Source organism: Microbacterium sp. MM2322 (assembly GCF_964186585.1).
Classification (GTDB): Bacteria; Actinomycetota; Actinomycetes; order Actinomycetales; family Microbacteriaceae; genus Microbacterium.
This window is the reverse complement of the sequence record NZ_OZ075067.1, coordinates 65,521-91,632: the sequence shown is the minus strand read 5'-3', so window position 1 is coordinate 91,632 and position 26,112 is coordinate 65,521. Positions and strand designations below refer to the sequence as shown.

Sequence of the window (26,112 nt, the reverse complement as noted above, 5' to 3'; positions counted from 1 at the left end):
GCCGGCAGACGAGGACGTCGCTTCGAGCGAGCGGTCAGGCCGCCTGCAGCACCTCGCGTTCGAGACGAGCGTATGACGCTTCCATGCCGTCGGCCATGCCGGTGGCGAGGATCATGTCGCGCGTCTGGATATCGGGGTACTCGATGAGGAGCGTCAGCAGCGTCGCGCCGTCCTCTTCGTAGAACTGCAGGTCGTTCGTCGTCGACGGACCGTCCATCCCGATCATCCGCTCGGTGCTGACCGAGCGGCGCGGTTCGTCGAGCAGGAGCGTCTCGCCCTCGAAGCCGAAGCGGGTCTCGGGCTTGCCGTCCTGCTCCCACACGTTCCGGTAGTTCTCGCCGACCACGCACTCGACCATCGACCAGCCGTCGGGGCCCAGCATCCACTTCTTCATCAGGTCGGGGTCGTTGTGGGCGCGCCAGACCAGGTCGCGCGGCCCGTCGACGAGGCGGGTGATGCGCACGTGGGTGTCGTCGAGGAGTTCGACGTCCGTGCCCTTGCCCTGGAACCAGTCGCGCAGGTCGTGCAGCACGGTGTCGAGCTGGTTCATCGCCATGCGGGAGCCTTCGACGGCGCCCATCGCGACGACCTGCTCGAGGGCTTCGACCGAGGTGAAGTAGGTGATGTTCGAGAGGCGGGAGCCGGTCGCGGTCTCGTCGAACGAGAACCGCATGCGCATCGAGGGGAAGTCCGCGAGCGGTTCGCCGTTCTCGTCGGCGAACGCGTCGATCACCTCGAAGCTGCGTCCCTCGTCGATGGCGAGAAACTCCCACGTGCCGCGCGATTTCTCGCCCTGTGGGCTGGTCATCGCGTAGTGGGCGTGACCGCCGACGGCGAAGTCGAAGGCGGTGAACGTCGCGGGCCAGCCGGGAGGACCCCAGAACCGCTCGAGCTGGCGCGGCTGCGTGAACGCGCGCCACAGGCGGTCGACGGGGGCATCGACATCGGCGGTGAGCGTCATCGTGAGATTGTCGGTATCGGTGGTGATGTCGGTGACGGGCATGTCCTACTCCTTCGTGGGATGGGTCAGTTCTCGGGCTCGGCCAGCAGGGCGTCGAGGCGGTCGATGCGGGCGCGCCACAGGTCTTCGTACTGCGCGAGCAGCGCGCGGGCGCGGGCGATCATCTCGGGGTCCGCGCGGACGAGGCGCTCGCGCCCCTCGGCCCGCTTGACGACGAGTTCGGCTGCCTCGAGTACGGCGATGTGCTTCTGCACGGCCGCGAACGACATCTCGTAGTCGGCCGCGAGCGCCGAGATCGACTGTTCACGCTCGAGAGTACGGCGCAGGATGTCGCGCCGCGTCGCCGTGGCGAGTGCGTGGAAGACGCGGTCGATCTGTTCATCGCTGAGCCCCGTTTGTGCAACCATTTGGTTGTACGTTAGAGCTCGGGATGCCGGGTGTCAAGCGGTCTCTGAATTTTCCGAACTCGACGACTTCCACTGGCGTCACCGTCGTCGGGGATCCGTGTTTTCGGCGGCCAGCCTGATCTTGCGGCTTCTCATCGGCGTAGGGCGGAGAGCTTTCTCGATGCTTGCGGTGGCCCTCTGCAATGTCGCGAGCGACTGCTCTCAATGAGATGAACGAACCCTCATCTTCGGGGTGTGCACAACGTGTCTGTTCGGCGGATTTCGACGTCTGAATGTCGGAGGTTGGTGCAAGAGTGAAGGTATGACCGAACCGATGGAAACCCCCGGTGGCGAGAACTATCTCGCCACACTTGCGGGCATCGTTTCGGACGTCGGGAGCATCGAGCGCCGCATCGCGCGGGCCCAGATCGAGCAGCTGCGCGTACTGGCTGCGGCGGGTCGCCTGGCGGAAGAGCAGATCGCGCCCAGGAACGCGAAAGTGCGCCTCCACGACATGGCGCTCCGGTCGATCGCGGCCGAGGTCGGCGGGGTCCTGCGCACGACCGACAGGACCGTGCAACGCCGGATCGGGGAAGCGCGCACGATCATCGAAGGGTTTCCTGCGGCTGTGGTGGCGTGGGAGTCGGGGCGGATCGTCCGCGAGCATGTGCGGGCGATCGTGGATGCCGGGACGACCCTGCCCGCCGAGATGTGGGGCGAGTTCGAGGCGATCGCGATCGAACGGTGCGAGCAAGACACCCCGAACCGGGTGCGGGGCGAGCTCGAGATCCTCGCCTTACGGATGCACCCGCGGTCCTTCGCGGAACGACACGAAGAGGCCGCAGCCGGTCGGTGCGTGCGGCTGATGCCCGGACGAGACGGGATGTCGGATCTCATCGCGACCCTGCCGACCGTCATCGCCGAAGGGATCCACGACCGGCTGACGCAGCAGGCACGGGCGATCGTCGACACACGCGAGGAGCGTGCAACCGGCGACGACACCAACGTCGTCGCGACCGACGCTCGCACGAGCGATCAAGTCCGGGCAGACGTGTTCGCCGACCTGCTCCTCGCCGGAACCCCAGCGCTCGACGACACCCGTGACACCAGCGCGGGGCCGCTCGGCGCGATCCGCGCACGGGTGCAGGTGCTCGTGCCCGCAGCGACCTTGACGGGCGACGAGGACGGGCCGTGCGACCTGTCCGGTCGCTCGCCCATCGACCCCGCATCGGCACGCACACTCGCGGGAGACACCGGCGTCTGGCAACGCCTCTTCCACGACCCCACCACCGGAGTCACCATCGCAACCGACTCGTACCGCGTTCCTTCCGGGATGCGGCGGTTCCTACAGGCACGTGACCAGCACTGCCGATTCCCCGGATGCCGCGTCGCCGCGATCCGCTGCGAGGTCGACCACACTCACGATCACGCCCTCGGCGGCGCCACCGAACTCTCGAACCTCGCGCATCTGTGCCAGCGACACCATTCGATGAAGCAATTCACCGCCTGGCGAGTCCGACAACTCCAGGGTGGCGTTCTTGAATGGACTTCACCCCTCGGCAGGACCTACCGCGAAGACGCCCCCACCCCGGCCGTCGCGTTCACCCCTGCCGCACCACCGGTTCCCGGAGAATCCGCACCGTTCTGACGCCCCGCGCGCCTCAGGCAGCTCGGGCGCGTCGGGCGCCCAGCCGCACCCCGTGCACTGCGGACGCGCGCCCCGTGCACCCCGCGCACCTCGGACGCGCGCCCCGTGCACCCCGCGCACCTCGGACGCGCGCCCCGCGCCCAGCACCAGTACCAGCACCGCCCTCAACCTCTCGGCGCCGGCGGTCACCCCAGCGAAGCGCACGCGACGCACATCGTCGCCTGCGGGCGCACTTCCATGCGCGCCTCGGGGATCGCGCGACCGCACCGTTCGCACACCCCGTAGGTCCCGGCATCCACCCGCGACAGCGCCGTCGCCACCTGCGCCAACTCGTCGCGCGTCGAGGCTCTCAACGCGTCGACCCGCTGCCACTCCCCCGACAGCGTGGACCCCTCGGGGTCGTGTTCGTCGTCAGCAGTCGCGTCCGACCGGTCGACCCGCAGGGCCGCGTCATCGGCGTCGAGCCGGGCCAACTGCGCCCGCAGCGCACGCTCGCGAGCGCGGAGAAGGTCGACCGGATCCATCGGGCCAGCGTAGGCGTACCCACCGACCCGGCGACCGTCAAGACCGTCGCGGCCGCCGCATCCCGCGCGCACAGTGGGATTCGACGAAAGGAACCGCCATGGCCGACACCGACGACACCACCGAGCACGAGAACCCCGAAGAGATGCCCGACGCCGAGGAACTCGAAGAACCCAGCGTCGCGAAGGAGCCGGGCGAAGAGCCGAAAGCGCCGCCGAAGCAGGGCGAGGAGCCGAGCCACCACGCCGTCGGGATCGGCGTCATCGACTCCACCCCCGACGAGGACTGACCCCGGCTACTTCCCGATGCCCTTGAGCGACCCGGTCAGCGTCTCGCCCTCCGGGTCGCTCAGGACGCACGACACGAGACGGTCGTCGTTGTACTCCCATGTCTCGGGAGAGGGCGTGTAATACGAGTACTCGTAGATCGAATCCTCGTACGGCACCCCGATGTACTCATCGAACGCCGTTCCGCACTCGGTGAGCGCCTTCTCGTCGAGCACATCGGCGCCCGGGAACTCGCCCTCGGGGAGCGTGAAGTCGTGGTACGCCTCGAACATGTGCTTCTCGTCGCACGGAACCGCGCGCACCGTGCTCGTCTCGCTCTGTTCGTCACCGGTCACACCGGCGAGAGCGTCGTCGAAGAAGCAGTCGCCCACCTTGATCGTGAACACGTCGAGATCGCCGCCCGACTCGATCTGCCCCTCTTCATCGCGGCCAGCACCGCCGAGCAATGTGGTGAGAGACGTCGCGCAGCCCGACAGCATCACGGCAGCCAGAGCGAGAGCGACGACAGCGCCGGTACGACGAACGAACATGGATCCCCCCGGACCAGAAAAGTGACAGAGACGCGCTCAGAGTAGCGGAACGGCAGAGACGGACGACGACGGGATGCCCGCGCCCCGCCGATAGGATGAGTACGTCCCCCGGCATCCCGAGTCTTGGAGCCCAGCCGCGTGAGCACCCCAGTCAGCCCCTCGATCGCAGACACCGTCGAGAACGCCATCGCCACGCCGGAGCGGGAACAGCCTTACGGCGCCCTCGGCCTCAAGCCCGACGAGTACGACAAGATCCGCGAGATCCTCGGCCGTCGCCCCACCTCGGGCGAGCTGGCGATGTACTCCGTCATGTGGAGCGAGCACTGCTCCTACAAGTCCTCGAAGATCTACCTTCGCCGCTTCGGCGACAAGGTCTCGGACGAGATGAAGGAACGGCTCATGGTCGGCATGGGCCAGAACGCCGGCGTCGTCGACGTGGGTGAGGGCTGGGCCGTCACCTTCAAGGTCGAGTCCCACAACCACCCCAGCTACATCGAGCCGTTCCAGGGTGCCGCGACCGGCGTCGGCGGCATCGTCCGCGACATCATCTCGATGGGCGCGCGCCCCGTCGCGGTCATGGACCAGCTGCGCTTCGGCGACATCGACGACCCCGACACCGCCCGCGTCGTGCACGGCGTCGTCAGCGGCATCAGCTTCTACGCGAACTGCCTGGGCCTCCCGAACATCGGTGGCGAGACCGTCTTCGACAAGGTCTACCAGGGCAACCCGCTCGTCAACGCTCTCGCGGTCGGCGTCCTCCGCCACGAAGACATCAAGCTCGCCAACGCCACCGGCGCCGGCAACAAGGTCGTCCTCTTCGGTGCCCGGACGGGCGGCGACGGCATCGGCGGCGCGTCGATCCTGGCATCCGACACCTTCGCCGACGGCGGCCCCACCAAGCGTCCCGCCGTGCAGGTCGGCGACCCGTTCGCCGAGAAGGTGCTCATCGAGTGCTGCCTCGAGCTGTACCAGGGCGAGCTCGTCGAAGCGATCCAGGATCTCGGCGCCGCAGGCATCTCGTGCGCGACGAGCGAGCTGGCGGCCAACGGCGGCTCGGGCATGAAGGTCGACCTCGAGAAGGTGCTGCTGCGCGACCCGTCGCTCACGCCCGAGGAGATCCTCATGAGCGAGAGCCAGGAGCGCATGATGGCGATCGTCGCTCCCGAGAAGCTCGACGCGTTCCTCGCGGTCGTCGAGAAGTGGGATGTCGAGACGAGCGTCCTCGGCGAGGTCACCGGCGACGGCCGCCTGCAGATCTTCTGGCACGGCGAGCAGATCGTCGACGTCGACCCGTCGACCGTCGCGGTCGACGGCCCCGTCTACGAACGTCCCGTCGCCTACCCGACCTGGATCGACGCCCTCCGCGAGAACTCGGCCGCGTCCCTCGAGCGCAGCGACGACCCCGAGGTGCTGCGCGAGCAGTTCCTGCAGCTGCTCGGCAGCCCGAACCTGGCCGACACGTCCTGGGTCACCAACCAGTACGACTACTACGTCATGGGCAACACGGCTCTGAGTTTCCCCGACGACGCCGGCATGATCCGCGTCGACGAGGAGTCGGGTCTCGGCTTCGCGATCGCGACCGACTGCAACGGCCGCTACTGCCAGCTCGACCCGTACGCGGGTGCACAGCTCGCCCTCGCCGAGGCGTACCGCAACGTCGCCGTCACGGGTGCCGAGCCGACGGCCGTCACCGACTGCCTGAACTTCGGCAGCCCCGAGAACCCCGAGGTCATGTGGCAGTTCGGCCAGACCGTCGACGGCCTCGCCGACGCCTGCTTCGAACTCGGCGTCCCCGTCACCGGCGGCAACGTCAGCTTCTACAATCAGACCGGCGACCAGCCGATCTTCCCGACCCCGGTGGTCGGCGTGCTCGGCATCATGGACGACGTGTCCCGCCGCATCCCGAGCGGGTGGCAGGATGCCGGCGAGAACATCTACCTCCTCGGCACCACCTCGACCGAACTCGACGGCTCGGCCTGGGCCGACACCGTGCACGACCACCTCGGCGGTCGCCCGCCGAAGGTCGACCTCGCCGGTGAGAAGACCCTCGCGGGCCTGCTGCAGGCGGCGCGCGACGAGATGCTGGTCTCGAGCGCGCACGACCTGTCGGCCGGCGGCCTCGGTCAGGCCCTCGCTGAGGCGACGATGCGTTTCGGCGTCGGGGCCCGCGTGTGGCTCCGCGAGATCATGGAGCGCGACGGTGTGGATGCCGCGACCGCCCTCTTCAGCGAGTCGACCGGCCGCGTCATCGTGTCGGTGCCCCGCGAGGAGGACGTGAAGTTCCGCGGTCTGTGCGAGGGCCGCGGCTACCCCGTGCTCCGCATCGGCGTGACGGACTCCGCCGCCGAGGGCGAGGTCGCCGCGCTCGAGGTGCAGGGCGTCTTCACCGTCCCCGTCCCCGAGCTGCGTCAGACCTCGAAGGCCACGCTTCCCGCCGCCTTCGGTGCGATCGTCGACGAGGTCACCGCGTGAGCGATGACCCGGAGTACGCAGATTTCGCCGGACGCAAGCGCGCCCGCACCAAGGTCGTCGCCTGGACCGTCATCGTCGCCATGGTGCTCGTCGGTGGTGGCGCGACCGTCCTGACGCTGCTCTTCGGCTGACCCCGGTCATGGATGCCACCGCGCCTGCCCTGCTGGGTCGCGCGGTGCTGCAGCAGCGCTGGAGCGGAGCGTGCTTCCTCCACTGGCGGGTCGACCCGTCGCAGGTCGCGCCGCTCTTGCCGCCGGGAACCGAGCCCGACGTGTTCGACGGCTCGGCGTGGGTGGGCCTCATCCCGTTCGTGCTGAGCGAGTTCCGCTTCCTCCCGCTGGCACCGGTCCCGTTCGTGGGTCGGTTCGTCGAGATCAACGTCCGCACCTACGCGAAGGATGCCGACGGCCGCCGCGGCGTCGTCTTCCAGACGCTCGAGGCCGAACACCTGCTGCCGGTCCTCGGCGCCCGTGCCGTCTTCGGCCTGCCGTACCGCTGGGCGAAGGCCGCGGCGCGCACGGACGGTGACGCGCTCGACTACGCGTCGCGGCGGCATCCCGGCTTCGGCGAACGGGTGCGCACCCGCATCCGGGTCGTCCCCGGAACCGAGATCGTCGACGATCCGCTGAGCCGGTTCCTCACGGCGCGGTGGGGCTTCCACGAGCGGCACCTGGGCCGCACGATCTGGGCCGCGAACGAACACGAGCCGTGGCCCCTGGTGAGCGCCGACGTCGAGCGTCTCGACGACGGCCTGTTGGCGGACGCCGGCTTCCGCGGTCTCGCCGACCGCGCGCCGGACTCGGTGCTCGCGATGCCCGCGCGGCATCCCGGCGTCATCACGCGCTTCTCAGCCGCCCAGCGGGTCCGCTGACGCAGATCAGGCGGGGAGCGCCTCGCGCAGCCGCGTGAGGGTCGCCCGCCACTCGTCGATCTCGCCGCTCTCCTCCCAGAGTTCGGCGAGCTCGGAGTCCCCGCCGACCTTGTCGAGCGCGGTGCGCGCCAGGGCGACGACGGATGCCGGGGGTGCGCCCACGCGCGCGAGGAACCCCTCCACGGACTCGGTGTCGTCCTCCTCGGACAGCGCCAACCCGGCTCCGTGCGCGACCACGGCGGCCGCGGCGACGGCGATCGCGTCGAGGTCCTGACCTTCCTCATCACCCGCCGCGTAGCCCTGGAGGACGTCGGTGATGAACGCCCACGAGTCGGCCTCGTCGAGTTCCCACGCCCAGTCCGCGGCGGTGTCGTTGCCGAACGGTTCTTCGCTCCATGTGCCCATGGCCCCGAGCGTAGCGATCACGCTCGACATCGGGTCAGGCGAGCACGGCGTCCGACCTGCGGCGGAGCGCCTGCACCATGACCGCGGCTCCGAGCGCCACGAGGATCGCCGCCAGCGCGAAGCCGAGGACGGTGACGACGTCCGACAACGGCCGAGCGACGTACGCCCAGGTGCCGTGCGAGGTATCCCACATCATCGTCTCGACGCCGTAGGCGGCGGCGAACCACACTGCCGCCAGCGCACCGACCAGGCACGCGACGCCTGCCACCATCCACCACACCGGCGAGTCGGCCCAGGTTCGTTCTTCGGTCCCCATGCCGTGAACATCGCACGCCGAAGCGTCTCTTCGGTGAACGGCGGGCGTACGGATCGCGCACCACCTGGGAACGCCGCCACCAGCCGCGGATAGCATGGCGACATGCAGCTCTGGATCGTGGGGATCGGAGCCGCCCTGGCGGAGTTCTGGTGGGTCGCCCCCGCCGCGGTCGGCGCCGGAGCGGCCGGCGTCGTCGGCGTCCGCCGTGGACGCACGACCCGCGCGCGGCGCCTCGGGCTCGCGGCCGCGCAGCACGAGCTGCAGCAGGCCCGGGCCGACGCGATCGGCGCCCGCGCCGCGGCTCGCGTCGCGCAGGCAGAACTCACCCGCGCCGAAGCCGAGCGCGCTGTCGGCCGCGCCCGGCCCGACGACGTCCGCACCGCGCGGCGAGCGCTCGAGGCCGCGCAGCGCGCCAAGGCCGCCGCGACGGCGAGCATCCGCGTCGCCCGCGCCCGCGTCGGCGCCGAGCGCGCCGCCGTCCCCGCCCGCGGCACCGACCCGAAGCACCTCCCCCTCGCTCGCCTCATGGCCGCGCACGACGCGGTCGCGGCGCGCTGGATGGAGTACGAGACGGATGCCGCCCGCCGCCTCGCCTTCCCCGCGCTCAGCGACGTGCGCGTCCCCGCGACGGCCGAGTTCCTGCGCCTCGAGGGCATCGCCCGCGAGCATCGCCCGGCATCCCCCACGGCGAAGCTCACCCCCGAGCAGTTCACGACCTACCGGGCGGCCGTCGACGCTGCAGGTCGGGCGTTCGCCGCCGCGGAGCAGGAGGCCTGGCGCTTGGCCGGCCACCGGCCCGAGGATGCTCCGACAGACGGCCCCGGCGCCCCGCGCTGGACGATCGTCGCCTCCGAAGCCATCGCCCGGTCGGTCGACGGGATCACGAAAGCGGCCGAAGGTGCGGCATCCGCTCTCGATGCCTACCGCTCCCGCCGCGACGGTCGCGACCGCGACCAGCCGTAGGGTGTAGCGAGTGGACGGCTTCTGGGCATTTGCGAGCAACAACTGGTGGCTGGTGTTCCCGCTGTTCGGGCTCGCCTCCGCGGCGAGCGGATCGTTCGCCGCTGCCTCGAAGCGCCGCCACAAGCACCGCCTCGAGATCATCAAGGCGAAGGCCGAGCTCACTGCCGCCCGCGCGTCGGTGAAGCGGGGCATCGGGTCGGCCGCCGCAGCCGAGGTCGAGACCCCGGTGCAGTCGCTGACCGATCAGGCCGACGACCTCCGTGCCGTCCACGACGAGGTCACCCACCGCTGGCTCGACTACGAGCTCGACGTCGCGAAGCTGATCGCCTTCCCGTCGATGAGCGACGGCCGCGACCCGCTCACCGCGGCCTTCCTCCGCGCCAAGACGGTCGCCGACCGCGCCCGGCCCGCCGCAGGGTCGAAGCCGACGGCCGACCAGATCACCGAGTACCGCCGCGCCGTGACCGACTTCGAGGTCGCCTTCGACCTCGCCGAGCGCGAGGCCCGTCGCGTGCGGGACTCGGGACTGACCGACGCGGAGCGCAAGCGCCTCGCCACGGCATCCCGCATGCTCGCCGTCGCGACCGACGACGCCGCGACACCCGCCGAACGCCAGCTCGCCTACCGGCGCGTCCGGGAGGAGATCGAGGGGCTCATCGCGCTGTCGGACGACGCGGTCGAGGTGCTCGAGAAGAAGGTCGCGCAGCCGCTGACCGAGCGGCCGAACGACAACGGGGACCCGGCCGAAGCCGGATCCCCGTGATATCGCCGACCGATCAGTCGGTGACGATCGTGTCGTAGGCGTCGGGGTTCTCCTTCAGCCACTCGTCGACGGCCTCGGGGTACTTGCCCTCGCCGTACTTGTTGACGACGGTGTCCTCGAGGCTCGCGTACTGCTCGTCGTCGAGCTTGATGCCCTTGATGAGCTCGGCGGCCTCGGGGTACTCCTTCGCGAACCCGGCGGTGCCGAGGAAGTGCAGGGCCTCAGCCTCGCCCATCGCGCCCTTCGGGTCCTCGAGGTCCTTCAGCTTGTACTTGTCGTTGGCCCAGAACGGACGCCACGAGGTCACGACGATGTCGCGCTGCGCCGCCTCGGCGCTGTCGAGCTCGGTGAGCATCGCTGCGGTCGACGAGGTGACGAGCTGGTAGCTGTCGTCGAGGCCGTACGCGGGGATCATCGATTCCTGCGTCTGCTTCGTCAGACCGGCACCCGGCTCGATGCCGTAGATCTTGCCGCCGAAACGATCGGCGTTCGCCTTCAGATCCTCGATCGAGTCGATGTCGACGTAGTCGGGCACGGCGATCGTGAGCTTGGCGCCCTCGTAGTAGGCGCCGAGGTCCTCGATCTTGTCCTTGTACTGGTCCATGTAGGACTTGTGGGTCAGCTCGGGCCAAGCCGACGGGTAGATGTCGACGTCACCCTGCGCGAGGCCGGCGTAGAGCGGTCCCGCCTCGGTGAGCTCCTGCATCTCGACGGTGTAGCCGATCTTCTCGAGCTGGTCCTCGAGCAAGTACGCCGTGCTGAGGCCGTCGGTCCACGAGGGCAGGTAACCGAGGGTGATCGTGCCGAGGTCACCCTCGCCGCCCCCGTTCGAACCGCCGCCGTTCGAGCCGCCGGCGGCGACGTCGTTGCCGGTCGCGCAGCCGCTGAGAGCGAGGGATGCCGCGGCTCCGATCGCGAGGATGCTGGTCAGGTGTCGCTTGTTCATGAGTGCCTTCCGTATGTGATTACTGGTTCCGTATGGTGCGGGTCAGAGGTGGATCAGACGCCGGCGGGCGTGCGCTCGGCCGTCGGGACGTCCTGCTCGGCCGACGCCGGGGCGGCGGCAGCCGTCGAGCGTGCGTCCTTCGGGCCGCGGCGACGCGCGATGGCGCCGAGCAGCGAACCGCGCTGCGTCTTCAAGGCGCCAAGCGCGCCCGTCAGGCGGTCGAGGTAGACGGCGAGGATCACGACGCTCAGGCCGGCCTCGACGCCCTTCGCGATGTCGACGGTCGACATGGCCTGGACGATCTCCTTGCCGAGACCGTCGGCGCCGGCGATACCGGCAATGACCGCCATCGACAGAGCCAGCATGATGAGCTGGTTGATTCCCGCCATGATGCTCGGCATTGCGAGGGGCAGCTGCACGCCGCGGAGGATCTGCGCCGGGGTCGCACCGAACGCGTGGCCGGCTTCGACCGTCTCGCTGTCGACGCCGCGGATGCCGAGCTCGGTCAGCCGCACGCCCGGGGGGAGCGCGAAGATGACGGTCGCGACGACGCCGGGGACCACGCCGATGCTGAAGAACACGATCGCGGGGATCAGGTACACGAACGCCGGCATGCTCTGCATGAGGTCGAGCACCGGACGTAGAACGGCACTGAAGGCGTCGTTGCGGGCCGCAGCGATGCCGAGCGGCACCGCGATGACGACGGCGATGAGGGCCGCCACGAGGACGAGCGCGAGCGTCTGCATCGAGTTCACCCACTGGCCGACGCCCAAGATGAGGACGAAGCCGATGACGGTGCCGATGGCGAAACGCCAGGAGCGCAGCAGCCAGGCGAGCGCGGCGAAGATCACGATCACGGCGGCGATCGGAAGCGACAGCAGACCGTTCGCGAGCGTGTCCACGAACCACCCGACCACGGTCGAGACGCCCGACAGCAGCCAGCCGAGGGTGTCACGGATCCAGGCGACGCCTGCTTCGGCCCACTCGCCGATCGGAATACGGAAACCACCCATCAGCGGACCTCCTCCTTCTCGGCGGCAGGGCCTTCGCCCGCACCACCGGCCTGCCCGTCGGTACCGGCATGGCCCTCGCTCGCGAGGGCGGCATCGATCTCGGCACCCGGGACGGGGTCGAGGATGACGGGGATCTCCGTCGTCTCGGTCGTCGCCGGACCGAGCGCGGTGAGCAGCGTGATGCGCGGGATGACGCCGACGAGGCGACCCTCGGCATCCGTCACCGCGAGCGGCAGCGGCGACTCGGCGGCCGGCACGAACAGGTCGATGAGCACGTCGTCGCGGCCCACGGCCTGCGGGACGGGACGGATGAGCGACGAGATCGTCGTCGAGCCGCGGCGGACGAGCTTGAGCGCGTCGCGGTCGCTGATCATGCCGAGGAGCTTGCGGCTGCGGTCGGTCACGTAGACCGCCGCCATCCGGGCATCCCGCATGGTGCGGAGCGCGGTGCGGGGACCGGCGGCATCCGTCACCGCCACCGAGCTGGGCCGCTCCATGACGTTCGCTGCCGTGAGAACGCGGGCACGGTCGACGTCCTGCACGAACTGCTCGACGTAGTCGTTGGCCGGGTCGGTGAGGATGTCCTCGGGAGTGCCGATCTGCACGATGCGGCCATCGCGCATGACCGCGATCCGGTCGCCGAGAAACATCGCCTCGTTGAGGTCGTGCGTGATGAAGACGATCGTCTTCTGCAGCTTCTGCTGGAGCTCGAGCAGCTGCTCCTGCATCTCGCGGCGGATGAGCGGGTCGAGTGCGCTGAACGCCTCGTCCATCAGGAGGATGTCGGTGTCGGCGGCGAGCGCGCGGGCGATGCCGACGCGCTGCTGCATGCCGCCCGAGAGCGCCGAGGGCAGCTTGTCGCCCCAGCCCTCGAGGCCGACGAGCCCGAGGATCTCCTCGGCCTTCGCGAGGCGCTCGGCCTTGCCGACGCCCTGCAGCTCGAGCGGATAGGCGACGTTCGCGGCCACCGTGCGGTGCGGCAGCAGCGCGAAGTGCTGGAACACCATGGCGATCCGCTCCCGACGGATGCCGCGGAGCTTGGCGGCCGGGATGCCGGTGATCGGCTCGCCGTGGACGAGGACCTCACCGCCGGTCGCGTCGTGCAGCCCGTTGAGCATGCGGATGATGGTGGACTTCCCCGATCCCGACAGGCCCATGATCACGAAGATCTCGCCCCGTTCGACGCGGAAGCTCGCATCGATGACGGCGGCGGTCCCGGAGTCGCGGATCTGGTCTCGGGATTCCCCGGCCTTCAGGCGCTTGACCGCCTGGCCGGGATTTCGTCCGAAGACCTTGAACAGATTCTTCGCTTCGACAGCGGCAGTTGTCACGTGCTTCCCTCGGCGGGCGCGCACGCGTCCGCATCGGTAGCGCCCGGGTGGCGATCACCGGCATCCGCACGAGCGAAGTGTCACTCGAGTGCGCTGCTCCGGCGACGAACATCGGGTTCATCGCCCAGACCGCCGACCATACGTCTGCTCGTCGCCGCACCGTGAGGCGCCGGGTCGAACGGCCGCGGACTGGTCGTCGAGGGCACGAGGCCCACCTTCGACGGTAACGAGGTGGTTGACCCCGATCAAATCGACCTAGCCCCTTGACGCATCGCGCATCCCTCGGTATTTCGCGCGCGGGCGGCGCGGGCCTCCGAAAAATCATCGTTGACACGAACGAGGTTCGGTGGTTACCTACTCATGTAACTAACCCACTAACGAGAACGCGGAGTCGGAATGGTCGACGAAGGACGCCCGCTCTTCCTGCAGATCGCAGAGAGCGTCGAGGACGCGATCATCGACGGCACCCTGTCAGAACAGGAACAGGCGCCCTCGACGAACGAACTGGCGGCTTTCCACCGCATCAATCCGGCCACCGCGGCGAAGGGAATCGCGATGCTCACCGACAAAGGCGTGCTCGTCAAGCGCCGCGGCATCGGCATGTTCGTCGCCGACGGCGCCCGCGAGCTCCTGCTCACCGAACGGCGCTCGGCGTTCGCCGACCGCTACCTCGACCCCCTGATCGCCGAAGCCCGAAAGCTCGGTCTCGGCCCCGATGACCTCGCCCGTCTGCTGACGGAGCGCGCCACCACCACGACCACGAAGGGAACGACACGATGACCGCCGTCATCGAGGTGAAGAACCTCACCAAGCGTTACCGCGACACCACCGCTGTCGACGACATCTCGTTCACGATCGAACGCGACGCCATCTACGGCCTCCTCGGCCGCAACGGCGCCGGCAAGACGACCGTCATGTCGATCCTCACGGCGCAGAACTTCCCCACCGCCGGCGAGATCCGCGTCTTCGGGGAGTCGCCCTACGAGAACGCCGCCGTGCTCAGCCGCATGTGCTTCGTCCGCGAGAGCCAGAAGTACCCCGACGACGCGACGCCGCTGCACGCGTTCCGCATCGCGCGACTCTTCTACCCCCAGTGGGACCAAGCCCTCGCCGACCGGTTGATCGCCGAGTTCCGCTTGCCGGTGAAGACCCGCATCAAGAAGCTCTCGCGCGGGCAGCTCTCCGCCGTCGGCGTCATCATCGGCATCGCCGCACGCGCCGAGGTCACCTTCTTCGACGAGCCGTACCTGGGTCTGGATGCCGTCGCCCGCCAGATCTTCTACGACCGCCTTCTCGAGGACTACGCCGAGCACCCGCGCACGATCATCCTCTCCAGCCACCTCATCGACGAGGTCTCGAACCTGCTCGAGAAGGTCATCGTCATCGACGGCGGCCGGATCATCATGGACGAGGACACCGAGTCGATCCGGGGCCGCGCCGCCACCGTCACCGGCGAGAGCACCGCCGTCGAGGCGTTCGTCACCGGGCGCGAGGTGATCCACCGCGAGAGCCTCGGGCGCGTCACGAGCGCCACCGTGCTCGGCGCGCTGAGCGCGGCCGACCGCGCCGAACTCGCGGCATCCCACCTCGACGCCACCCCGGTGTCGCTGCAACAGCTCATCGTGCGGCAGACGCAGCGTGCCGCCACCACCACCACCGACGAAGGAGCACTCCGATGAACCGCACCCTCAACGTCGTGCGCATGCAGCTCGTCAACCGCGCCACGTTCGTCTGGGTGCCGTTGATCGTGCTGGCCGGCACCGTCGTGATCAGTCTCGCGATCTTCGGCCTCATCTCGAGCGCCGGAGCAAGCGCGACGATGTTCGGGGGCGGCGCGCAGGCGCCCCTCTGGTACTTCCTCGCCGTGGGCGTCCAGGCGCTCACGCTCACCTTCCCCTTCTCGCAGGCGATGAGCGTGACCCGACGGGAGTTCTACCTCGGCACGCTCGTCACCGCGGGACTGACCTCGGCTGGCCTCGCCGTGATCTTCGTGATCGGCGGGCTCATCGAGGAGGCGACCGGCGGGTGGGGCATGAACGCCTTCATGTTCCGCCTCACGTGGATCTGGTCGCAGGGCCCGCTCGTCGCCGGGCTGTTCTTCTTCGCCCTCGCCCTTCTCTTCTTCATCGTCGGGTTCTGTTTCGCGACCGTCTACAAGCGGTGGGGCAACCTGGTGCTGACGGTCGTCTTCATCGGGCTGGGCCTGCTGCTCATCGCCACGATGTGGCTCATCGGTCAGATGCAGGCCTGGGGCTCGGTGTTCGCCTGGTTCGGCGCGCTCACCCCGATCGCACTGACGGCGGCGCTCGTGCTCGCCAGCGCCGCGCTGGCCGCGGTCTCGTATGGGATCCTCCGCCGCGCGATCGCCTGATCGCACCGCGCGCCTGATCGCTCAGAGCCCCAGTGCCGCTCCGCGTCTCCGCGGAGCGGCACTGTCGCGATACGATCTGCTCCACCCGACCCGACGCTGGGGAGCACCATGGCACGTCTGACCACGCACTCGACCGTCGATCTGGACGTCGCCACCGCCGCCGCCGTGGCGGAGCTCGCCGGGACGGATGCCGGTTTCCACCGCCGCTTGGCCGAGGTGCTGCCCGTGCTGCACGACCTTTTCACCCAGCTCTACGGCGAGCGCGAGGACGGACAGGAGGCGTTCGCGGCGGTCGTCACCGCCGCGGCGGCGAGCTGGCGGGAGCGACCCGCCGACCTGAAGCGTCTCGACGAGGAGCGCAGCGCCGACCCCGGCTGGTACCTGTCGGAGAAGATGCTCGGGGGTGTCTGTTACGTCGACCGGTACGCGGGGTCGCTCCGCGGCATCCGGGATCGCATCCCCTACTTCCAGGAGCTCGGCCTCACCTACCTGCACCTGATGCCGCTGTTCGCCGCGCCTGAGGGCAACAACGACGGCGGGTACGCGGTGTCGAGCTACCGCGCGGTCGACGACCGCCTCGGCACGATGGAAGACCTCGCCGCTCTGTCGGCGGACCTGCGCGAGGCGGGCATCTCGCTCGTCGTGGACTTCATCTTCAATCACACGAGCAACGAGCACGAGTGGGCGCAGAAGGCGATCGCCGGCGAGCCGGGCTACGAGGACTTCTACCTGATCTTCCCCGACCGCACGATGCCCGATCGCTACGAGGAGACCGTCCGCGAGATCTTCCCCGACGACCACCCGGGCTCGTTCGTGCAGCTGCCCGACGGCCGGTGGATCTGGGCGACGTTCTACCACTTCCAGTGGGACCTGAACTATGCGAACCCCGCGGTGTTCGCCGCCATGGCGGGCGAGATGCTCTTCCTCGCCAACCAGGGCGTCGAGGTGCTCCGCATGGACGCCGTCGCCTTCATCTGGAAGCGCCTCGGCACCGCCTGCGAGTCCCTCCCCGAGGCGCACCTCCTGCTGCGCGCGTTCAACCAGGTGCTCACGCTCGGCGCGCCGTCGGTGCTGTTCAAGTCCGAGGCGATCGTCCACCCCGACGAGGTCATCACCTACATCTCCCCCGAGGAGTGCCAGCTCTCCTACAACCCGCTGCAGATGGCGCTCGGCTGGGAGGCTCTCGCGACGCGCGACGGCCGCCTGCTGCAGAAGGCGCTCGACGAGCGCCACGCCCTGCCCGCCGGCACCGCGTGGGTGAACTACGTCCGCAGCCACGACGACATCGGCTGGACCTTCGCCGATGAGGATGCCGCGACCCTCGGCATCGACGGATACTCCCATCGCCGGTTCCTCAACGACTTCTACGTCGGGCGCTTCGACGGCACGTTCTCGCGCGGCGTCCCCTTCCAGGAGAACCCGAAGACCGGCGACGCGCGCATCGCGGGGACCACGGCGTCCCTCGCCGGCGTCGAAGCGGGTGACCCGGGCGGTGAGGACCGCGTCATCCTGGCGCATGCGCTCGCGCTGTCGACCGGCGGCATCCCGCTGCTCTACCTCGGTGACGAGCTCGGACAGCTCAACGACTACACGTACCGCGACGACCCCGCCCACGCCGATGACAGCCGGTGGGTGCACCGGCCCGCAGCGGATGCCGAGGCGTTCGGCGCGCGGCACGACCCGTCGACGGTCGCGGGGCGCATCCACGCCCGACTGACGGCGCTGATCGAGGCGCGGCGGCGCACCCCCGAGTTCGCCGACATCCCGCTCACGCCGTTCCACACGCCGCATCCGTCGGTCGTCGGGTTCCAGCGTCTCGGCGCGGCGGGCTCGGTGCTCGTGCTGGCGAACGTCGGCGACGACGCCGTGACGATCGACGCGGTCACCCTGTCGGGGTTCCACGGTACGGCGATCGACGTCGTGGACGGCACGGCGGCCGACCTGTCCGACGGGCTCGAGCTTCCGGCCCACGGGTTCCGCTGGCTGCGCGTTCAGCCGGCCTGAGCGAAGTGGAGCCGTTCGATCGTCGGGCGCGACGCGGCCGATGCGAATGACTGCAGGACGGCCAGGGCGTCGTCCGGGCTCTGTGACGACCGGCTGACCGCGCCCGAGAACACGGTGTCGATCGCGCAGTCCGCGGGCAGTGTGCCGAGGATCCGGACGCCGGGTGCCCCCGCCAGCTCGCTGAGCTGCTGGAGTCCCAGATCGACCTCGCGGTCTCGCAGCAGGCCGGCCACCGGCACCCCGGGCCGCGCCTGCACGAGGCGGTCGTGGACGTCATCGATCATGCCCCAGGCCGTCAGCAGGTCGAGGAACGCGGTCCCGCTGGGACCGGTCGAATAGCCGATGCGCCTCGCGGCCTGCACCGCCGACCGCAGGCCCTCGGCGTCGGGGAACGCGGGGCCGGCGGGAACCTCGGCCGCGTCACTCTCCCCCGGGACGGCGACCGCGACCTGCGACAGGACGAGGGGGGTCACCGTCTCGGGCACCACGTGCCCCTCCACGGCCAGGCGGCGCAATGCGCTGTCCGCGAGGAACACGAGGTCGAGCCTCTCTCCCGCGCGCACTCGCTCCGCGGCATCCACTCCCCCGACGGATTCGATGTCGAGCCGCGGATGACCGGATCGGGCCGCCTCCTCGGCGAGCGCACCCAGCACCGCCTTCGTCGCCATCGAGGAGATGGCTTTCATGCCGCGTCGCCGAACGACTCGGCATCCACCTCGGCGGCGTTCGTCTCGTTGTAGCGCGGTCCCGACACCGTCGCGGTGTCGATCAGCGTGCCGGCGCGCTCGAGCAGCTCGGGCGCGACGGTGAGGGTGGTCGCGGCCTCGTTCTCGAGCGCGTGCGCGGCGCTCGTGGTGCCCGGGATCGGCACGACGTGCGGGCCGCGCGAGAGCAGCCACGCGAGCGCGAGCTGGGCCGGGGTGCAGCCGGCCTCCGCGGCGAGCCGGCGCCAGGCGGGCAGGAGCTGCGCGTTCGCCGACCAGTGCGGCGGTTGGAAGCGCGGCATCCCCCGTCGGATGTCCTTCTCGGGAAGGTCGCCCGGCGAGGCTACTCCGTCGGAGAGGAATCCCCGCGCGACGGGCGAGAAGGCGACGAGCGGAACGCCCAGGTCGCGCGTCGCCTCGAGGATGCCGAGCTCAGGGTTGCGGCTCCACAGCGAGTACTCGTTCTGCACCGCGGCGATCGGCGTGACGGCGTGCGCTTCGCGCAGCCGCGCCACCGAGACCTCCGACAGTCCGACGCCGCCGATCTTGCCGGCCGCGACCATCTCGGCGAGCGCACCGGCGCTCTCGCCGATGGGGACGCGCCTGTCCCACCGGTGCAGGTAGTAGATGTCGATGTGATCGACGCCGAGACGACCGAGAGACGCGTCGACCTGCGCGCGCAGGGTCTCGGGGCGCCCGTCGATGACCTTCACGCCGTCGACGATCGCCATCCCGCCCTTGCTCGCGAGCACGACCCGATCGCGACGGCCGCCGGCGAGTGCGCGACCGACGACCTGCTCGTTGCTGCCCGCGCCGTACAGGGTGGCGGTGTCGAGGAAGGTGACGCCCCGGTCGATGACCTCCTGCAGCATCGCGACGCCCTCGTCGGCGGCGGGAGGGATGCCGTAGGCGTGGCTCAGCGGCATGCAGCCGAGGCCCATGCGGGGCAGCGTCATGAGAGCTGCTCCTCGAGCGAACCGAGCACACGGTAGCAGTCGATGACCTGGCGGATGGAGGAGTTCGGCTCGCGGCCCTCGAGGATCGCGGCGACGAACTCGCGGTCCTGCAGCTCGATGCCGTTCGTGCTCACCGCGACGTCCGAGACATCGATGGGCTCCTCGCGGCCGGTCACGAGATCGTCGTAACGCGCGATGTAGGTCTCGGTGTCGCCGATGTAGCGGAAGAACGACCCGAACGGTCCGTTGTTGTTGAACGACAGCGACAGCGTGCAGATCGCGCCGGACTCGGCCTTCAGCTGGATGGACATGTCCATCGCGATGCCGAGCTCGGGGTGGATCGGGCCCTGGATCGCGTTCGCCTGCACGATGCGCCCCGCCTGGTAGGCGAACAGGTCGACCGTGTGCGCGGCGTGATGCCAGAGCAGGTGATCGGTCCACGACCGGGCTTCGCCCTTGGCGTTCGTGTTCGTGCGGCGGAAGAAGTACGTCTGCACGTCCATCTGCTGCACGGCGAACTCGCCCGCCGCGATGCGGTTGTGGATGAGCTGGTGCGACGGGTTGAACCGGCGGGTGTGACCGACCATGGCGATGCGGCCGGATGCTTCGGCCGCGGCGAGCGTCGCCTCGGCGTCCGCGAGCGAGTCGGCGAGCGGGATCTCGACCTGCACGTGCTTTCCAGCGGCGAGCACGGCCTGCGTCTGCGCGGCGTGCTGCTGAGTGGGAGTGGCGAGGATCACGGCGTCGACGTCGTCGCGTGCCAGGATGGCATCCAGTCCGACGACCGCGTTCGGGATGCCGTACTGCTCGGCGACGGCCTGCACGGACTCCGGCCTCGTGCCGCTGACGACCGTCACCTCGGCCTCGGCGATGTTGCGGAGCCCGTCGAGGTGCTTCATCCCGAACGCGCCGGCGGCGCCGACGACGGCGATGCGGACTTTTCCGGCTGTCATGAGGGGTCCTCCTGGGATGCGGTGGGGTTGGTCAATACCAAGTGTCCGACAGCCGTGTTCGATGCGGGCACATGGTAGAAACGGTGGTTCATCTCGGGGCTCTGCCCGCCGAACTGATCGTCCATCGCGCCGCGCGCGATGAGCCAGTCGACGAGCTCGATGCCCTCCGAGCCTGCCTCGTCGACGTACTCCATGTGCGACCACTCGGTGAGACCCAGCGGGTCGGCGATGAGGTGGTCGAGGAACGCGTTGTCCCACTCCTCGTTGATGAGGCCGGCGCGCGGACCCTGCAGCTGGTGGCTCATGCCGCCGGTGCCCCAGATCTGCACGTTGAGCGCGGGGCCGTCCCACTTGTCGAGCGCGCGGCGGATCGCCCGGCCGAGCTCGTAGCAGCGCCGCCCCGACGGCACGGGGTACTGCACCACGTTGACCGGGAGCGGGATGACGCGGCACGGCCACTCCGCCACGTCGCCGAAAACGAGCGAGAGCGGCACCGTCAGGCCGTGGTCGACGACCATCTCGTTGACGAGGGTCAGGTCGAAGTCGTCCTGGATGACCGACTGGGCGATGTGCGCGGCGAGCTCCGGGTAGCCCTTCACATCGGGGACCGGACGGGGTCCGTAGCCCTCGTCGGCGACCGGGTAGTGCGCGCCGGTGCCGAGCACGAATGTCGGGATGATGTTGGAGTCGAACGCGGTGGCGTGGTCGTTGTAGACGAGGATGACGACGTCCGGCGTGTTCTCCTTCGCCCAGGCGCGGGTCCATTCGTAGCCGTCGAAGACCTTCTTCCAGTACGGCTCCTCGGTCTTGCCGAGGTCCATCGCCGCGCCGATCGCCGGCACGTGCGAGGTGAACAGGGCCGAGGTGAACTTGGCGGGAGCGTCGGGGCGCATGACCTCGGACTTCTCCGTCGACGGCGGGGCCCACCCGTCCAGGTCCTTCAGCCGGTTGCCGTCGGGGCGGCGCCCGCCGCCGATCATCATGTCGCGGTAGGCGGCCTCGGACATCCCGGTCATCGAGCCGGCCATCTGCTGGAAGCTCAGTCCGTGGGTCGCGCCGATCTTGCTGAGGAAGTAGATGTTCCCGCCCTCGCGGATGCACGCGTTCAGGTCGAGGTCGAGCACCCCCTGGCGCTGCGCCGGGGTGAGCGGCCACTCGTCGAGGTACGCCTCGCGGTCGGCGAGGTAGCGCTCGCGATTCTCGGGCTTCATCAGCGACATCGAGAACTGGTTCAGGTGATACCCCTTGCGAGCCTGATCCGCGTCGAAGATCGTCGTTCCCGGAACGTTCTTGTAGGGCTTGTCGAGCGTCATGTCATGCTCCTTCGGGCCAGTACAGCCGCTGCGGGTTGTCGACGAGCAGCTTCTGCTGCTGCTCGGCCGTCGTCGCGATCTGCGGGATGAAATCGACCAGGAGCCCGTCGTCGGGCATGTGGTCCTTGAGGTTGGGGTGGGGCCAGTCGGTTCCCCAGAGCACGCGGTCGGGGAACTCGTCGACGACGCGACGGGCGAACGGGACGACGTCGACGTACGCGTGCTGCTCGCCGTCGAGGGCGCGGGGACCGCTGGCGCTGAGCCGCTCGGGACACGTCACCTTGGTCCACACGTTCGGGTTCTCGCGGAGGAAGCGCAGGAACAGCTCGAAGTCCGGCCCGTCCACCGGCTTCGTCACATCGGGGCGCCCCATGTGGTCGACCACGATGTCGGTCGGGATCGCCGAGAAGAAGTCGTACAGCCCCGGCAGGTCCTCGGCCTCGAAGTAGATGACGACGTGCCAGCCGCGGGGGGCGATCTTCGCGACGATCGCCTCGAGCGAGTCGGTGGGGACGCGATCGACGAGGCGCTTCACGAAGTTGAAGCGCACCCCGCGGACGCCTGCCGCATGGAGCTCGTCGAGTTCGGCATCCGTGATGTCGGCGCGAACCGTCGCGACGCCTCGCGCACGGCCGTCGCTCCGGCGGAGCGCGTCGACGAGCGCGCTGTTGTCGGCGCCGTGGCACGTCGCCTGCACGATGACGTTCCGCTCGAAACCGAGGTGGTCGCGGAGTGCGAACAGCTGATCGGCGGACGCGTCGCAGGGCGTGTACTTGCGGGCCGCGGAGTAGGGGAACTCGGCACCCGGACCGAACACGTGGCAGTGCGCGTCGACCGCCCCGGCGGGGAGGCGGAACGTCGGTGTGCTCGGGCCGTCGTACCAGTCGAGCCAGCCCGCGGTCTTCTCGAAGCCGCCGCTCGTCGAGCCGTGGGGAGCACCGTCCGTGAGCGTCATCTCAGTCCTCCACATACGTCAGGCCGGCCGCCGCGAGCGGTTCGCGCATCTTGTACAGGTCGAGGCCGAGAACCCCGGCGCGGAACTGCCGGCGCTTCGACTCCTCGTTCGCCTCGCGCGCGGCGCACGCGTCAGCGACCGCGCCGACGAGGGCCTGCGGGACGACGACCACGCCGTCGACGTCGGCGACGACGACATCGCCGGGGGTGACGAGGGCGTTGGCGACGACGACGGGGATGTTGACCGAGCCGAGGGTCGCCTTCACGGTGCCCTTCGCGTTGATCGCGCGGGAGAAGACGGGGAAGTCCATCTTCTCGAGGTCGGCCACGTCGCGGACGCCGCCGTCGATCACGAGTCCCGCGCACCCGCGCGAGGCGAGCGACGTGGCGAGGAGCTCACCGAAGAAGCCGTCCTCGCTCTCGGTCGTGCAGCCGGCGACGAGGACGTCGCCCTCCTGCACCTGCTCGGCGGCGACGTGCATCATCCAGTTGTCACCGGGCTGCAGCAGCACGGTCACCGCGGGGCCGCACATCCGGGCGCCCGAGTACGCGGGCCGGATGTAGGGGCGGAGGAGTCCGACCCGTCCCATGGCTTCGTGGACGGTGGCGACGCCGAACTCCGACAGCTTCGCCACGTCGTCGGGATGCGGACGGGTGATGTTCGTGCGGACGATCCCGAGATCGTTGAGGCGCTGGGTCATGAGTGCTCCCGGTTCTCAGAGCCCGCGGGACGCGAGCGCACGCTCGAGTCGGGGGTACACGCGGCGCGCGTTCCCCTCGAACACGGCGGTGCGCTGGTCGGCGGACAGGTTGTCAGTGGCGTCGACGTACCGGCGGGTGTCGTCGAAGTGGTGGCCGGTCCGCGGATCGATGTCGCGGACGGCGCCGATCATCTCGCTGGCGAAGAGGACGTTGTCGGTCGGGACGACCGCGGTCAGCAGGTCGATTCCCGGCTGGTGGTAGACGCAGGTGTCGAAGAACACGTTGCCGAGCAGGTGCTCCTCGATCTCGGGCTTGCCGAGCGCCATCGCAAGGCCCCGGAAGCGCCCCCAGTGGTACGGGACCGCGCCGCCACCGTGCGGGATCACGAACGTCAGGTCGGGGAAGTCGCGGAACAGGTCGCCCTTGAGCAGCTGCATGAAGGCCGTCGTGTCGGCGTTCAGGTAGTGGTCGCCGGTCGTGTGGAAGACCGGCTTGCACGACGTGCTGACGTGGATCATCGCGGGCAGCTCGTATTCGACGAGCTTCTCGTACAGCGGATACCAGCTCTTGTCGGTCAGCGCGGGCGCAGTCCAGAGCCCACCCGACGGGTCGGGGTTGATGTTCACCGTCACGACGCCGAGCTCGTCGACGGCCCGGTCGAGCTCCGCGAGGGTCGTCTTCGGGTCGACGCCCGGCGACTGGGGCAGCATCGCGCCCGGCAGGAACCGGTCGGGGAACAGCCTCGCGACGCGGGCGACGAGGTCGTTGCAGATCCGGGCCCAGGTCGCGCTCACCTCGAGATCGCCGATGTGGTGCGCCATGAACGACGCCCGCGGGCTGAAGACGGTGAGGTCGATGCCCCGGGCATCCATCAGCGACAGCTGGTTGGCCTCGATCGTCTCGCGGATCTCGTCGTCGCTGATGTGCAGATCGGCGACATCCGGGGCTTCGCCCGTGCCCTCCGTGAACGCGATCTGGCGGTCCCGCCAGGCACCGAGTTGCGCGGGGGCCGTCGTGTAGTGGCCGTGGATGTCGATGATCAACGCGGGAGTCCTCGTCGTCGGGGAGCGCGGCCGGATGGTGCCGTTTCGTTGACTGTAGATCGGCGATAGGTCGTGGTCCAATAGATTCGACACCGCTTCTCGATAGATGGGATCTATGGATGCCGTTCGCCGATCTGAACCAGCTGCGGACGTTCGTGGTGCTCTACGAACTGCGGAGCCTGACCGCGGCGGCGGAACGCCTGCACGTGACCCAGCCGACCGTGAGCTACACCCTGCGATCGCTCCGCCAGCGCTTCAGCGACGACCTCTTCCACCGCCACGGACACGTCATGGTGCCGACCCCGCGGGCGCAGCAGCTGTTCGGTCCGATCCACGAGGCGCTCGCTCAGATCGACGCGACGGTGACCGCTCCCGACGCGTTCGACGCCTCGTCGTTCGAGGGCGAGCTCTCGCTCGCGCTGACCTCGATCGGCGAGCAGACGTTCCTCCCGCCGATCATGCCGCTGCTCGAGCGCGAGGCGCCGCGGCTGCACCTCAAGGTCGAGCGCCTCGATGCCGACCAGGTTGAGGAGGGGCTACTGCGGGGCACCGTCGACCTCGCCGTGACCGTGTCGCTCGTCGACTCGCAGCGGCTGTGGCGAACGCCGATCCGCAGCGTCGAGTACGTCGCCCTCGCCTCGAGCGACCACCCGCTGCCGTCGACGGCCGACGACATGTTCGCCGGGCGCCGCTTCGTGCGGGTGTCGGCGCGCGGCGGTCACGTCTATCCGCTGCAGGCGATGATCGAGCGCGGCCTCCTGCCCCAGGTGACCCTGACCGTCGAGGAGTACGCGACCGTGCCCGCCGTGCTCGAAACGACGGACCTCGTGGTCCTGCTGCCGCGGCACGTCGCCGAGGTGTTCTGCGGGTGGTTCCCGCGGCTGCGCATCGCCGAACTCCCGTGGCCGGCGACCAGCACACCGGTCTCGATCTACTCCCGCACCGAAGCCGGCCTGTCGCCCGCGCAGCGCTGGTTCCGCGAGCTCGTCTTCACCGCGGTCGCGGCGGGCGAGTACCGCGCCCGCTAGGACGTGCGGCGGTTCCAGCTCGCCTTCGCCGGCGCGAACGGACTGCGGACGTGGATCGACCAGGTCGAGTGCGGGTGGACGGTCAAGATCGCGCGCTCGAACCACGCGCGGGCATCGTCCGACAGCGCCGGCAGCGCCGCGGCCTTGTCGGCGTCGTCCTCGGGCCGGGGGCGGAGGGCTTTCCACGTCAGCTGCACTTCGGGAGCGCCGGTCGGGATGCCGCCGACGTCGAGGACCGCGCGGTCCCAGGGCAGCTGCAGCCGCGGATCGCGGCGGTACATCCAGACCTTCTCGGTGCCGTCCTCGACGTTCACCTGCAGCACCCAGGTGCCCGCACGGTCGTCACGGATGCGGAGCGGTTGCAGGTCGGCATCCGGCACCGCGTCGGCGAACGGGGTCACGGTGCCCTCGCCCGCGGGAGCCCACACCGAGTAGCCCTCGGGCAGCGCGTCGGCCAGCCGGGAGACGTCGCCGGGGAGGATGCTGACGTCGGTGTTCGCGCGGCCCCGGATCGGTGCGCCGAGCCAGTGGTCGAGCGCGGCTCCGCCCGACAGCCACCACCGCGCCCCTGTGCCGGCGAGGAGGTCGGCCGTGGCCTGCACCGACAGCGGCGTCTCGGGCGACGACGCGATCGGCAGGGGCTCGGACATGGACCGAGGCTACCGCCGCG

The 26,112-nt window shown here is 69.7% G+C and carries 29 protein-coding genes; 12 read left to right on the top strand and 17 right to left on the bottom strand.

Annotated elements, in window-relative coordinates; genetic code table 11:
* Positions 1-34: 34 nt before the first annotated feature.
* Positions 35-1,003 (bottom strand): SRPBCC family protein, encoded by a 969-nt coding sequence (locus tag ABQ271_RS00495; protein ID WP_349309612.1) that lies wholly within the window; start codon positions 1,001-1,003, stop codon positions 35-37.
* 23 nt (positions 1,004-1,026) lie between these two features.
* Complete coding sequence (locus tag ABQ271_RS00490) at positions 1,027-1,368, bottom strand: transcriptional regulator (RefSeq protein ID WP_349309611.1); 342 nt, start codon at positions 1,366-1,368, stop codon at positions 1,027-1,029.
* 301 nt (positions 1,369-1,669) lie between these two features.
* On the opposite strand from ABQ271_RS00490, the gene ABQ271_RS00485 reads away from it, so the two are divergent.
* Positions 1,670-2,995 carry a DUF222 domain-containing protein gene (locus ABQ271_RS00485; RefSeq protein ID WP_349309610.1) on the top strand — a complete coding sequence of 442 codons (1,326 nt, stop codon included), beginning with the start codon at positions 1,670-1,672 and terminating at the stop codon, positions 2,993-2,995.
* 185 nt (positions 2,996-3,180) lie between these two features.
* On the opposite strand, the gene ABQ271_RS00480 is transcribed toward ABQ271_RS00485, so the two are convergent.
* Positions 3,181-3,519 carry a TraR/DksA C4-type zinc finger protein gene (locus ABQ271_RS00480; RefSeq protein ID WP_349309609.1) on the bottom strand — a complete coding sequence of 113 codons (339 nt, stop codon included), beginning with the start codon at positions 3,517-3,519 and terminating at the stop codon, positions 3,181-3,183.
* A 98-nt stretch (positions 3,520-3,617) separates the two neighbouring features.
* Here ABQ271_RS00480 and ABQ271_RS00475 point away from each other — a divergent pair, with 98 nt between their 5' ends.
* The gene (locus tag ABQ271_RS00475) at positions 3,618-3,806 is read left to right on the top strand and encodes a hypothetical protein (protein WP_349309608.1); all 189 of its coding nucleotides are present in this window, start codon (positions 3,618-3,620) and stop codon (positions 3,804-3,806) included.
* Between the two features lie 6 nt (positions 3,807-3,812).
* On the opposite strand, the gene ABQ271_RS00470 is transcribed toward ABQ271_RS00475, so the two are convergent.
* On the bottom strand, positions 3,813-4,334 hold the full coding sequence (locus ABQ271_RS00470) for a septum formation family protein (protein ID WP_349309607.1): 522 nt from the start codon (positions 4,332-4,334) through the stop codon (positions 3,813-3,815).
* 138 nt (positions 4,335-4,472) lie between these two features.
* On the opposite strand from ABQ271_RS00470, the gene purL reads away from it, so the two are divergent.
* The 3 genes from purL to ABQ271_RS00455 are packed head-to-tail and all read left to right on the top strand — an operon-like array spanning position 4,473 to position 7,677.
* Positions 4,473-6,806, top strand: a complete 2,334-nt coding sequence (purL, locus tag ABQ271_RS00465; protein WP_349309606.1) for a phosphoribosylformylglycinamidine synthase subunit PurL — start codon at positions 4,473-4,475, stop codon at positions 6,804-6,806.
* On the top strand, positions 6,803-6,937 hold the full coding sequence (locus tag ABQ271_RS00460; RefSeq protein WP_349309605.1) for a hypothetical protein: 135 nt from the start codon (positions 6,803-6,805) through the stop codon (positions 6,935-6,937). Before purL ends, ABQ271_RS00460 begins: the two co-directional genes overlap by 4 nt.
* An 8-nt stretch (positions 6,938-6,945) precedes the next feature.
* Positions 6,946-7,677 (top strand): DUF2071 domain-containing protein, encoded by a 732-nt coding sequence (locus tag ABQ271_RS00455; RefSeq protein WP_349309604.1) that lies wholly within the window; start codon positions 6,946-6,948, stop codon positions 7,675-7,677.
* A gap of 6 nt (positions 7,678-7,683) precedes the next feature.
* Here the strand turns inward: ABQ271_RS00455 and ABQ271_RS00450 are convergent, their stop codons facing one another.
* Entirely contained in the window at positions 7,684-8,082 is a 399-nt protein-coding gene (locus ABQ271_RS00450; RefSeq protein WP_349309603.1) for a DUF4259 domain-containing protein, read from the bottom strand.
* A gap of 34 nt (positions 8,083-8,116) precedes the next feature.
* Entirely contained in the window at positions 8,117-8,398 is a 282-nt protein-coding gene (locus ABQ271_RS00445; protein WP_349309602.1) for a hypothetical protein, read from the bottom strand.
* A 102-nt stretch (positions 8,399-8,500) separates the two neighbouring features.
* On the opposite strand from ABQ271_RS00445, the gene ABQ271_RS00440 reads away from it, so the two are divergent.
* Both ABQ271_RS00440 and ABQ271_RS00435 read left to right on the top strand, forming a co-directional pair.
* Complete coding sequence (locus ABQ271_RS00440) at positions 8,501-9,361, top strand: hypothetical protein (RefSeq protein ID WP_349309601.1); 861 nt, start codon at positions 8,501-8,503, stop codon at positions 9,359-9,361.
* A gap of 10 nt (positions 9,362-9,371) precedes the next feature.
* Entirely contained in the window at positions 9,372-10,124 is a 753-nt protein-coding gene (locus ABQ271_RS00435; protein ID WP_349309600.1) for a hypothetical protein, read from the top strand.
* A gap of 13 nt (positions 10,125-10,137) precedes the next feature.
* Here ABQ271_RS00435 and ABQ271_RS00430 read toward each other — a convergent pair whose 3' ends face one another.
* The 3 genes from ABQ271_RS00430 to ABQ271_RS00420 are packed head-to-tail and all read right to left on the bottom strand — an operon-like array spanning position 10,138 to position 13,414.
* A complete protein-coding gene (locus tag ABQ271_RS00430) occupies positions 10,138-11,070 on the bottom strand; it encodes a glycine betaine ABC transporter substrate-binding protein (RefSeq protein ID WP_349309599.1) in 933 nt (310 codons plus the stop codon).
* Between the two features lie 53 nt (positions 11,071-11,123).
* Positions 11,124-12,083, bottom strand: coding sequence for a proline/glycine betaine ABC transporter permease (locus ABQ271_RS00425; protein WP_349309598.1), 960 nt, complete (start codon positions 12,081-12,083; stop codon positions 11,124-11,126).
* The gene (locus ABQ271_RS00420; RefSeq protein ID WP_349309597.1) at positions 12,083-13,414 is read right to left on the bottom strand and encodes a glycine betaine/L-proline ABC transporter ATP-binding protein; all 1,332 of its coding nucleotides are present in this window, start codon (positions 13,412-13,414) and stop codon (positions 12,083-12,085) included. The genes ABQ271_RS00425 and ABQ271_RS00420 overlap by 1 nt, the downstream gene beginning before the upstream one ends.
* A gap of 396 nt (positions 13,415-13,810) precedes the next feature.
* On the opposite strand from ABQ271_RS00420, the gene ABQ271_RS00415 reads away from it, so the two are divergent.
* From ABQ271_RS00415 to ABQ271_RS00400, 4 genes are all read left to right on the top strand, one after another.
* Positions 13,811-14,194, top strand: coding sequence for a GntR family transcriptional regulator (locus ABQ271_RS00415; RefSeq protein WP_036311087.1), 384 nt, complete (start codon positions 13,811-13,813; stop codon positions 14,192-14,194).
* Positions 14,191-15,093: an ABC transporter ATP-binding protein gene (locus tag ABQ271_RS00410; RefSeq protein WP_349309596.1), complete on the top strand. Its 903-nt coding sequence runs from the start codon at positions 14,191-14,193 to the stop codon at positions 15,091-15,093. Before ABQ271_RS00415 ends, ABQ271_RS00410 begins: the two co-directional genes overlap by 4 nt.
* A complete protein-coding gene (locus ABQ271_RS00405) occupies positions 15,090-15,785 on the top strand; it encodes a hypothetical protein (protein ID WP_349309595.1) in 696 nt (231 codons plus the stop codon). Before ABQ271_RS00410 ends, ABQ271_RS00405 begins: the two co-directional genes overlap by 4 nt.
* A gap of 108 nt (positions 15,786-15,893) precedes the next feature.
* A complete protein-coding gene (locus ABQ271_RS00400) occupies positions 15,894-17,789 on the top strand; it encodes an amylosucrase (protein WP_349309594.1) in 1,896 nt (631 codons plus the stop codon).
* Here ABQ271_RS00400 and ABQ271_RS00395 read toward each other — a convergent pair.
* The 7 genes from ABQ271_RS00395 to ABQ271_RS00365 are packed head-to-tail and all read right to left on the bottom strand — an operon-like array spanning position 17,777 to position 24,414.
* Entirely contained in the window at positions 17,777-18,475 is a 699-nt protein-coding gene (locus tag ABQ271_RS00395; protein WP_349309593.1) for a substrate-binding domain-containing protein, read from the bottom strand. The genes ABQ271_RS00400 and ABQ271_RS00395 overlap by 13 nt on opposite strands.
* Positions 18,472-19,449 carry an aldo/keto reductase gene (locus ABQ271_RS00390; RefSeq protein ID WP_349309592.1) on the bottom strand — a complete coding sequence of 326 codons (978 nt, stop codon included), beginning with the start codon at positions 19,447-19,449 and terminating at the stop codon, positions 18,472-18,474. The genes ABQ271_RS00395 and ABQ271_RS00390 overlap by 4 nt, the downstream gene beginning before the upstream one ends.
* A complete protein-coding gene (locus ABQ271_RS00385) occupies positions 19,446-20,402 on the bottom strand; it encodes a Gfo/Idh/MocA family oxidoreductase (protein WP_349309591.1) in 957 nt (318 codons plus the stop codon). The genes ABQ271_RS00390 and ABQ271_RS00385 overlap by 4 nt, the downstream gene beginning before the upstream one ends.
* Entirely contained in the window at positions 20,399-21,715 is a 1,317-nt protein-coding gene (locus ABQ271_RS00380; RefSeq protein WP_349309590.1) for a protocatechuate 4,5-dioxygenase subunit alpha/beta, read from the bottom strand. The genes ABQ271_RS00385 and ABQ271_RS00380 overlap by 4 nt, the downstream gene beginning before the upstream one ends.
* A gap of 1 nt (position 21,716) precedes the next feature.
* The gene (locus tag ABQ271_RS00375) at positions 21,717-22,670 is read right to left on the bottom strand and encodes an amidohydrolase family protein (protein WP_349309589.1); all 954 of its coding nucleotides are present in this window, start codon (positions 22,668-22,670) and stop codon (positions 21,717-21,719) included.
* A 1-nt stretch (position 22,671) separates the two neighbouring features.
* Complete coding sequence (ligK, locus tag ABQ271_RS00370; RefSeq protein WP_349309588.1) at positions 22,672-23,370, bottom strand: 4-carboxy-4-hydroxy-2-oxoadipate aldolase/oxaloacetate decarboxylase; 699 nt, start codon at positions 23,368-23,370, stop codon at positions 22,672-22,674.
* Positions 23,371-23,385: 15 nt separating this feature from the next.
* Complete coding sequence (locus ABQ271_RS00365) at positions 23,386-24,414, bottom strand: amidohydrolase family protein (RefSeq protein ID WP_349309587.1); 1,029 nt, start codon at positions 24,412-24,414, stop codon at positions 23,386-23,388.
* 119 nt (positions 24,415-24,533) lie between these two features.
* Between ABQ271_RS00365 and ABQ271_RS00360 the strand changes: the two genes are divergently transcribed.
* On the top strand, positions 24,534-25,442 hold the full coding sequence (locus ABQ271_RS00360) for a LysR family transcriptional regulator (RefSeq protein ID WP_349309586.1): 909 nt from the start codon (positions 24,534-24,536) through the stop codon (positions 25,440-25,442).
* Here the strand turns inward: ABQ271_RS00360 and ABQ271_RS00355 are convergent.
* Positions 25,439-26,092, bottom strand: coding sequence for a hypothetical protein (locus ABQ271_RS00355; protein WP_349309585.1), 654 nt, complete (start codon positions 26,090-26,092; stop codon positions 25,439-25,441). The two genes, ABQ271_RS00360 and ABQ271_RS00355, sit on opposite strands and share 4 nt — an antisense overlap.
* Between the last annotated feature and the right edge of the window lie 20 nt (positions 26,093-26,112).

Bases quoted from the DNA above. Each gene is read 5' to 3' on its own strand.
- ABQ271_RS00495 (WP_349309612.1), bottom strand. From the start codon at position 1,003: ATGCCCGTCACCGACATCACCACCGATACCGACAATCTCACGATGACG.
- ABQ271_RS00490 (WP_349309611.1), bottom strand. From the start codon at position 1,368: ATGGTTGCACAAACGGGGCTCAGCGATGAACAGATCGACCGCGTCTTC.
- ABQ271_RS00485 (WP_349309610.1), top strand. From the start codon at position 1,670: ATGACCGAACCGATGGAAACCCCCGGTGGCGAGAACTATCTCGCCACA.
- ABQ271_RS00480 (WP_349309609.1), bottom strand. From the start codon at position 3,519: ATGGATCCGGTCGACCTTCTCCGCGCTCGCGAGCGTGCGCTGCGGGCG.
- ABQ271_RS00475 (WP_349309608.1), top strand. From the start codon at position 3,618: ATGGCCGACACCGACGACACCACCGAGCACGAGAACCCCGAAGAGATG.
- ABQ271_RS00470 (WP_349309607.1), bottom strand. From the start codon at position 4,334: ATGTTCGTTCGTCGTACCGGCGCTGTCGTCGCTCTCGCTCTGGCTGCC.
- ABQ271_RS00455 (WP_349309604.1), top strand. From the start codon at position 6,946: ATGGATGCCACCGCGCCTGCCCTGCTGGGTCGCGCGGTGCTGCAGCAG.
- ABQ271_RS00450 (WP_349309603.1), bottom strand. From the start codon at position 8,082: ATGGGCACATGGAGCGAAGAACCGTTCGGCAACGACACCGCCGCGGAC.
- ABQ271_RS00445 (WP_349309602.1), bottom strand. From the start codon at position 8,398: ATGGGGACCGAAGAACGAACCTGGGCCGACTCGCCGGTGTGGTGGATG.
- ABQ271_RS00440 (WP_349309601.1), top strand. From the start codon at position 8,501: ATGCAGCTCTGGATCGTGGGGATCGGAGCCGCCCTGGCGGAGTTCTGG.
- ABQ271_RS00430 (WP_349309599.1), bottom strand. From the start codon at position 11,070: ATGAACAAGCGACACCTGACCAGCATCCTCGCGATCGGAGCCGCGGCA.
- ABQ271_RS00425 (WP_349309598.1), bottom strand. From the start codon at position 12,083: ATGGGTGGTTTCCGTATTCCGATCGGCGAGTGGGCCGAAGCAGGCGTC.
- ABQ271_RS00415 (WP_036311087.1), top strand. From the start codon at position 13,811: ATGGTCGACGAAGGACGCCCGCTCTTCCTGCAGATCGCAGAGAGCGTC.
- ABQ271_RS00410 (WP_349309596.1), top strand. From the start codon at position 14,191: ATGACCGCCGTCATCGAGGTGAAGAACCTCACCAAGCGTTACCGCGAC.
- ABQ271_RS00405 (WP_349309595.1), top strand. From the start codon at position 15,090: ATGAACCGCACCCTCAACGTCGTGCGCATGCAGCTCGTCAACCGCGCC.
- ABQ271_RS00400 (WP_349309594.1), top strand. From the start codon at position 15,894: ATGGCACGTCTGACCACGCACTCGACCGTCGATCTGGACGTCGCCACC.
- ABQ271_RS00395 (WP_349309593.1), bottom strand. From the start codon at position 18,475: ATGAAAGCCATCTCCTCGATGGCGACGAAGGCGGTGCTGGGTGCGCTC.
- ABQ271_RS00390 (WP_349309592.1), bottom strand. From the start codon at position 19,449: ATGACGCTGCCCCGCATGGGCCTCGGCTGCATGCCGCTGAGCCACGCC.
- ABQ271_RS00385 (WP_349309591.1), bottom strand. From the start codon at position 20,402: ATGACAGCCGGAAAAGTCCGCATCGCCGTCGTCGGCGCCGCCGGCGCG.
- ABQ271_RS00380 (WP_349309590.1), bottom strand. From the start codon at position 21,715: ATGACGCTCGACAAGCCCTACAAGAACGTTCCGGGAACGACGATCTTC.
- ABQ271_RS00375 (WP_349309589.1), bottom strand. From the start codon at position 22,670: ATGACGCTCACGGACGGTGCTCCCCACGGCTCGACGAGCGGCGGCTTC.
- ligK (WP_349309588.1), bottom strand. From the start codon at position 23,370: ATGACCCAGCGCCTCAACGATCTCGGGATCGTCCGCACGAACATCACC.
- ABQ271_RS00360 (WP_349309586.1), top strand. From the start codon at position 24,534: ATGCCGTTCGCCGATCTGAACCAGCTGCGGACGTTCGTGGTGCTCTAC.
- ABQ271_RS00355 (WP_349309585.1), bottom strand. From the start codon at position 26,092: ATGTCCGAGCCCCTGCCGATCGCGTCGTCGCCCGAGACGCCGCTGTCG.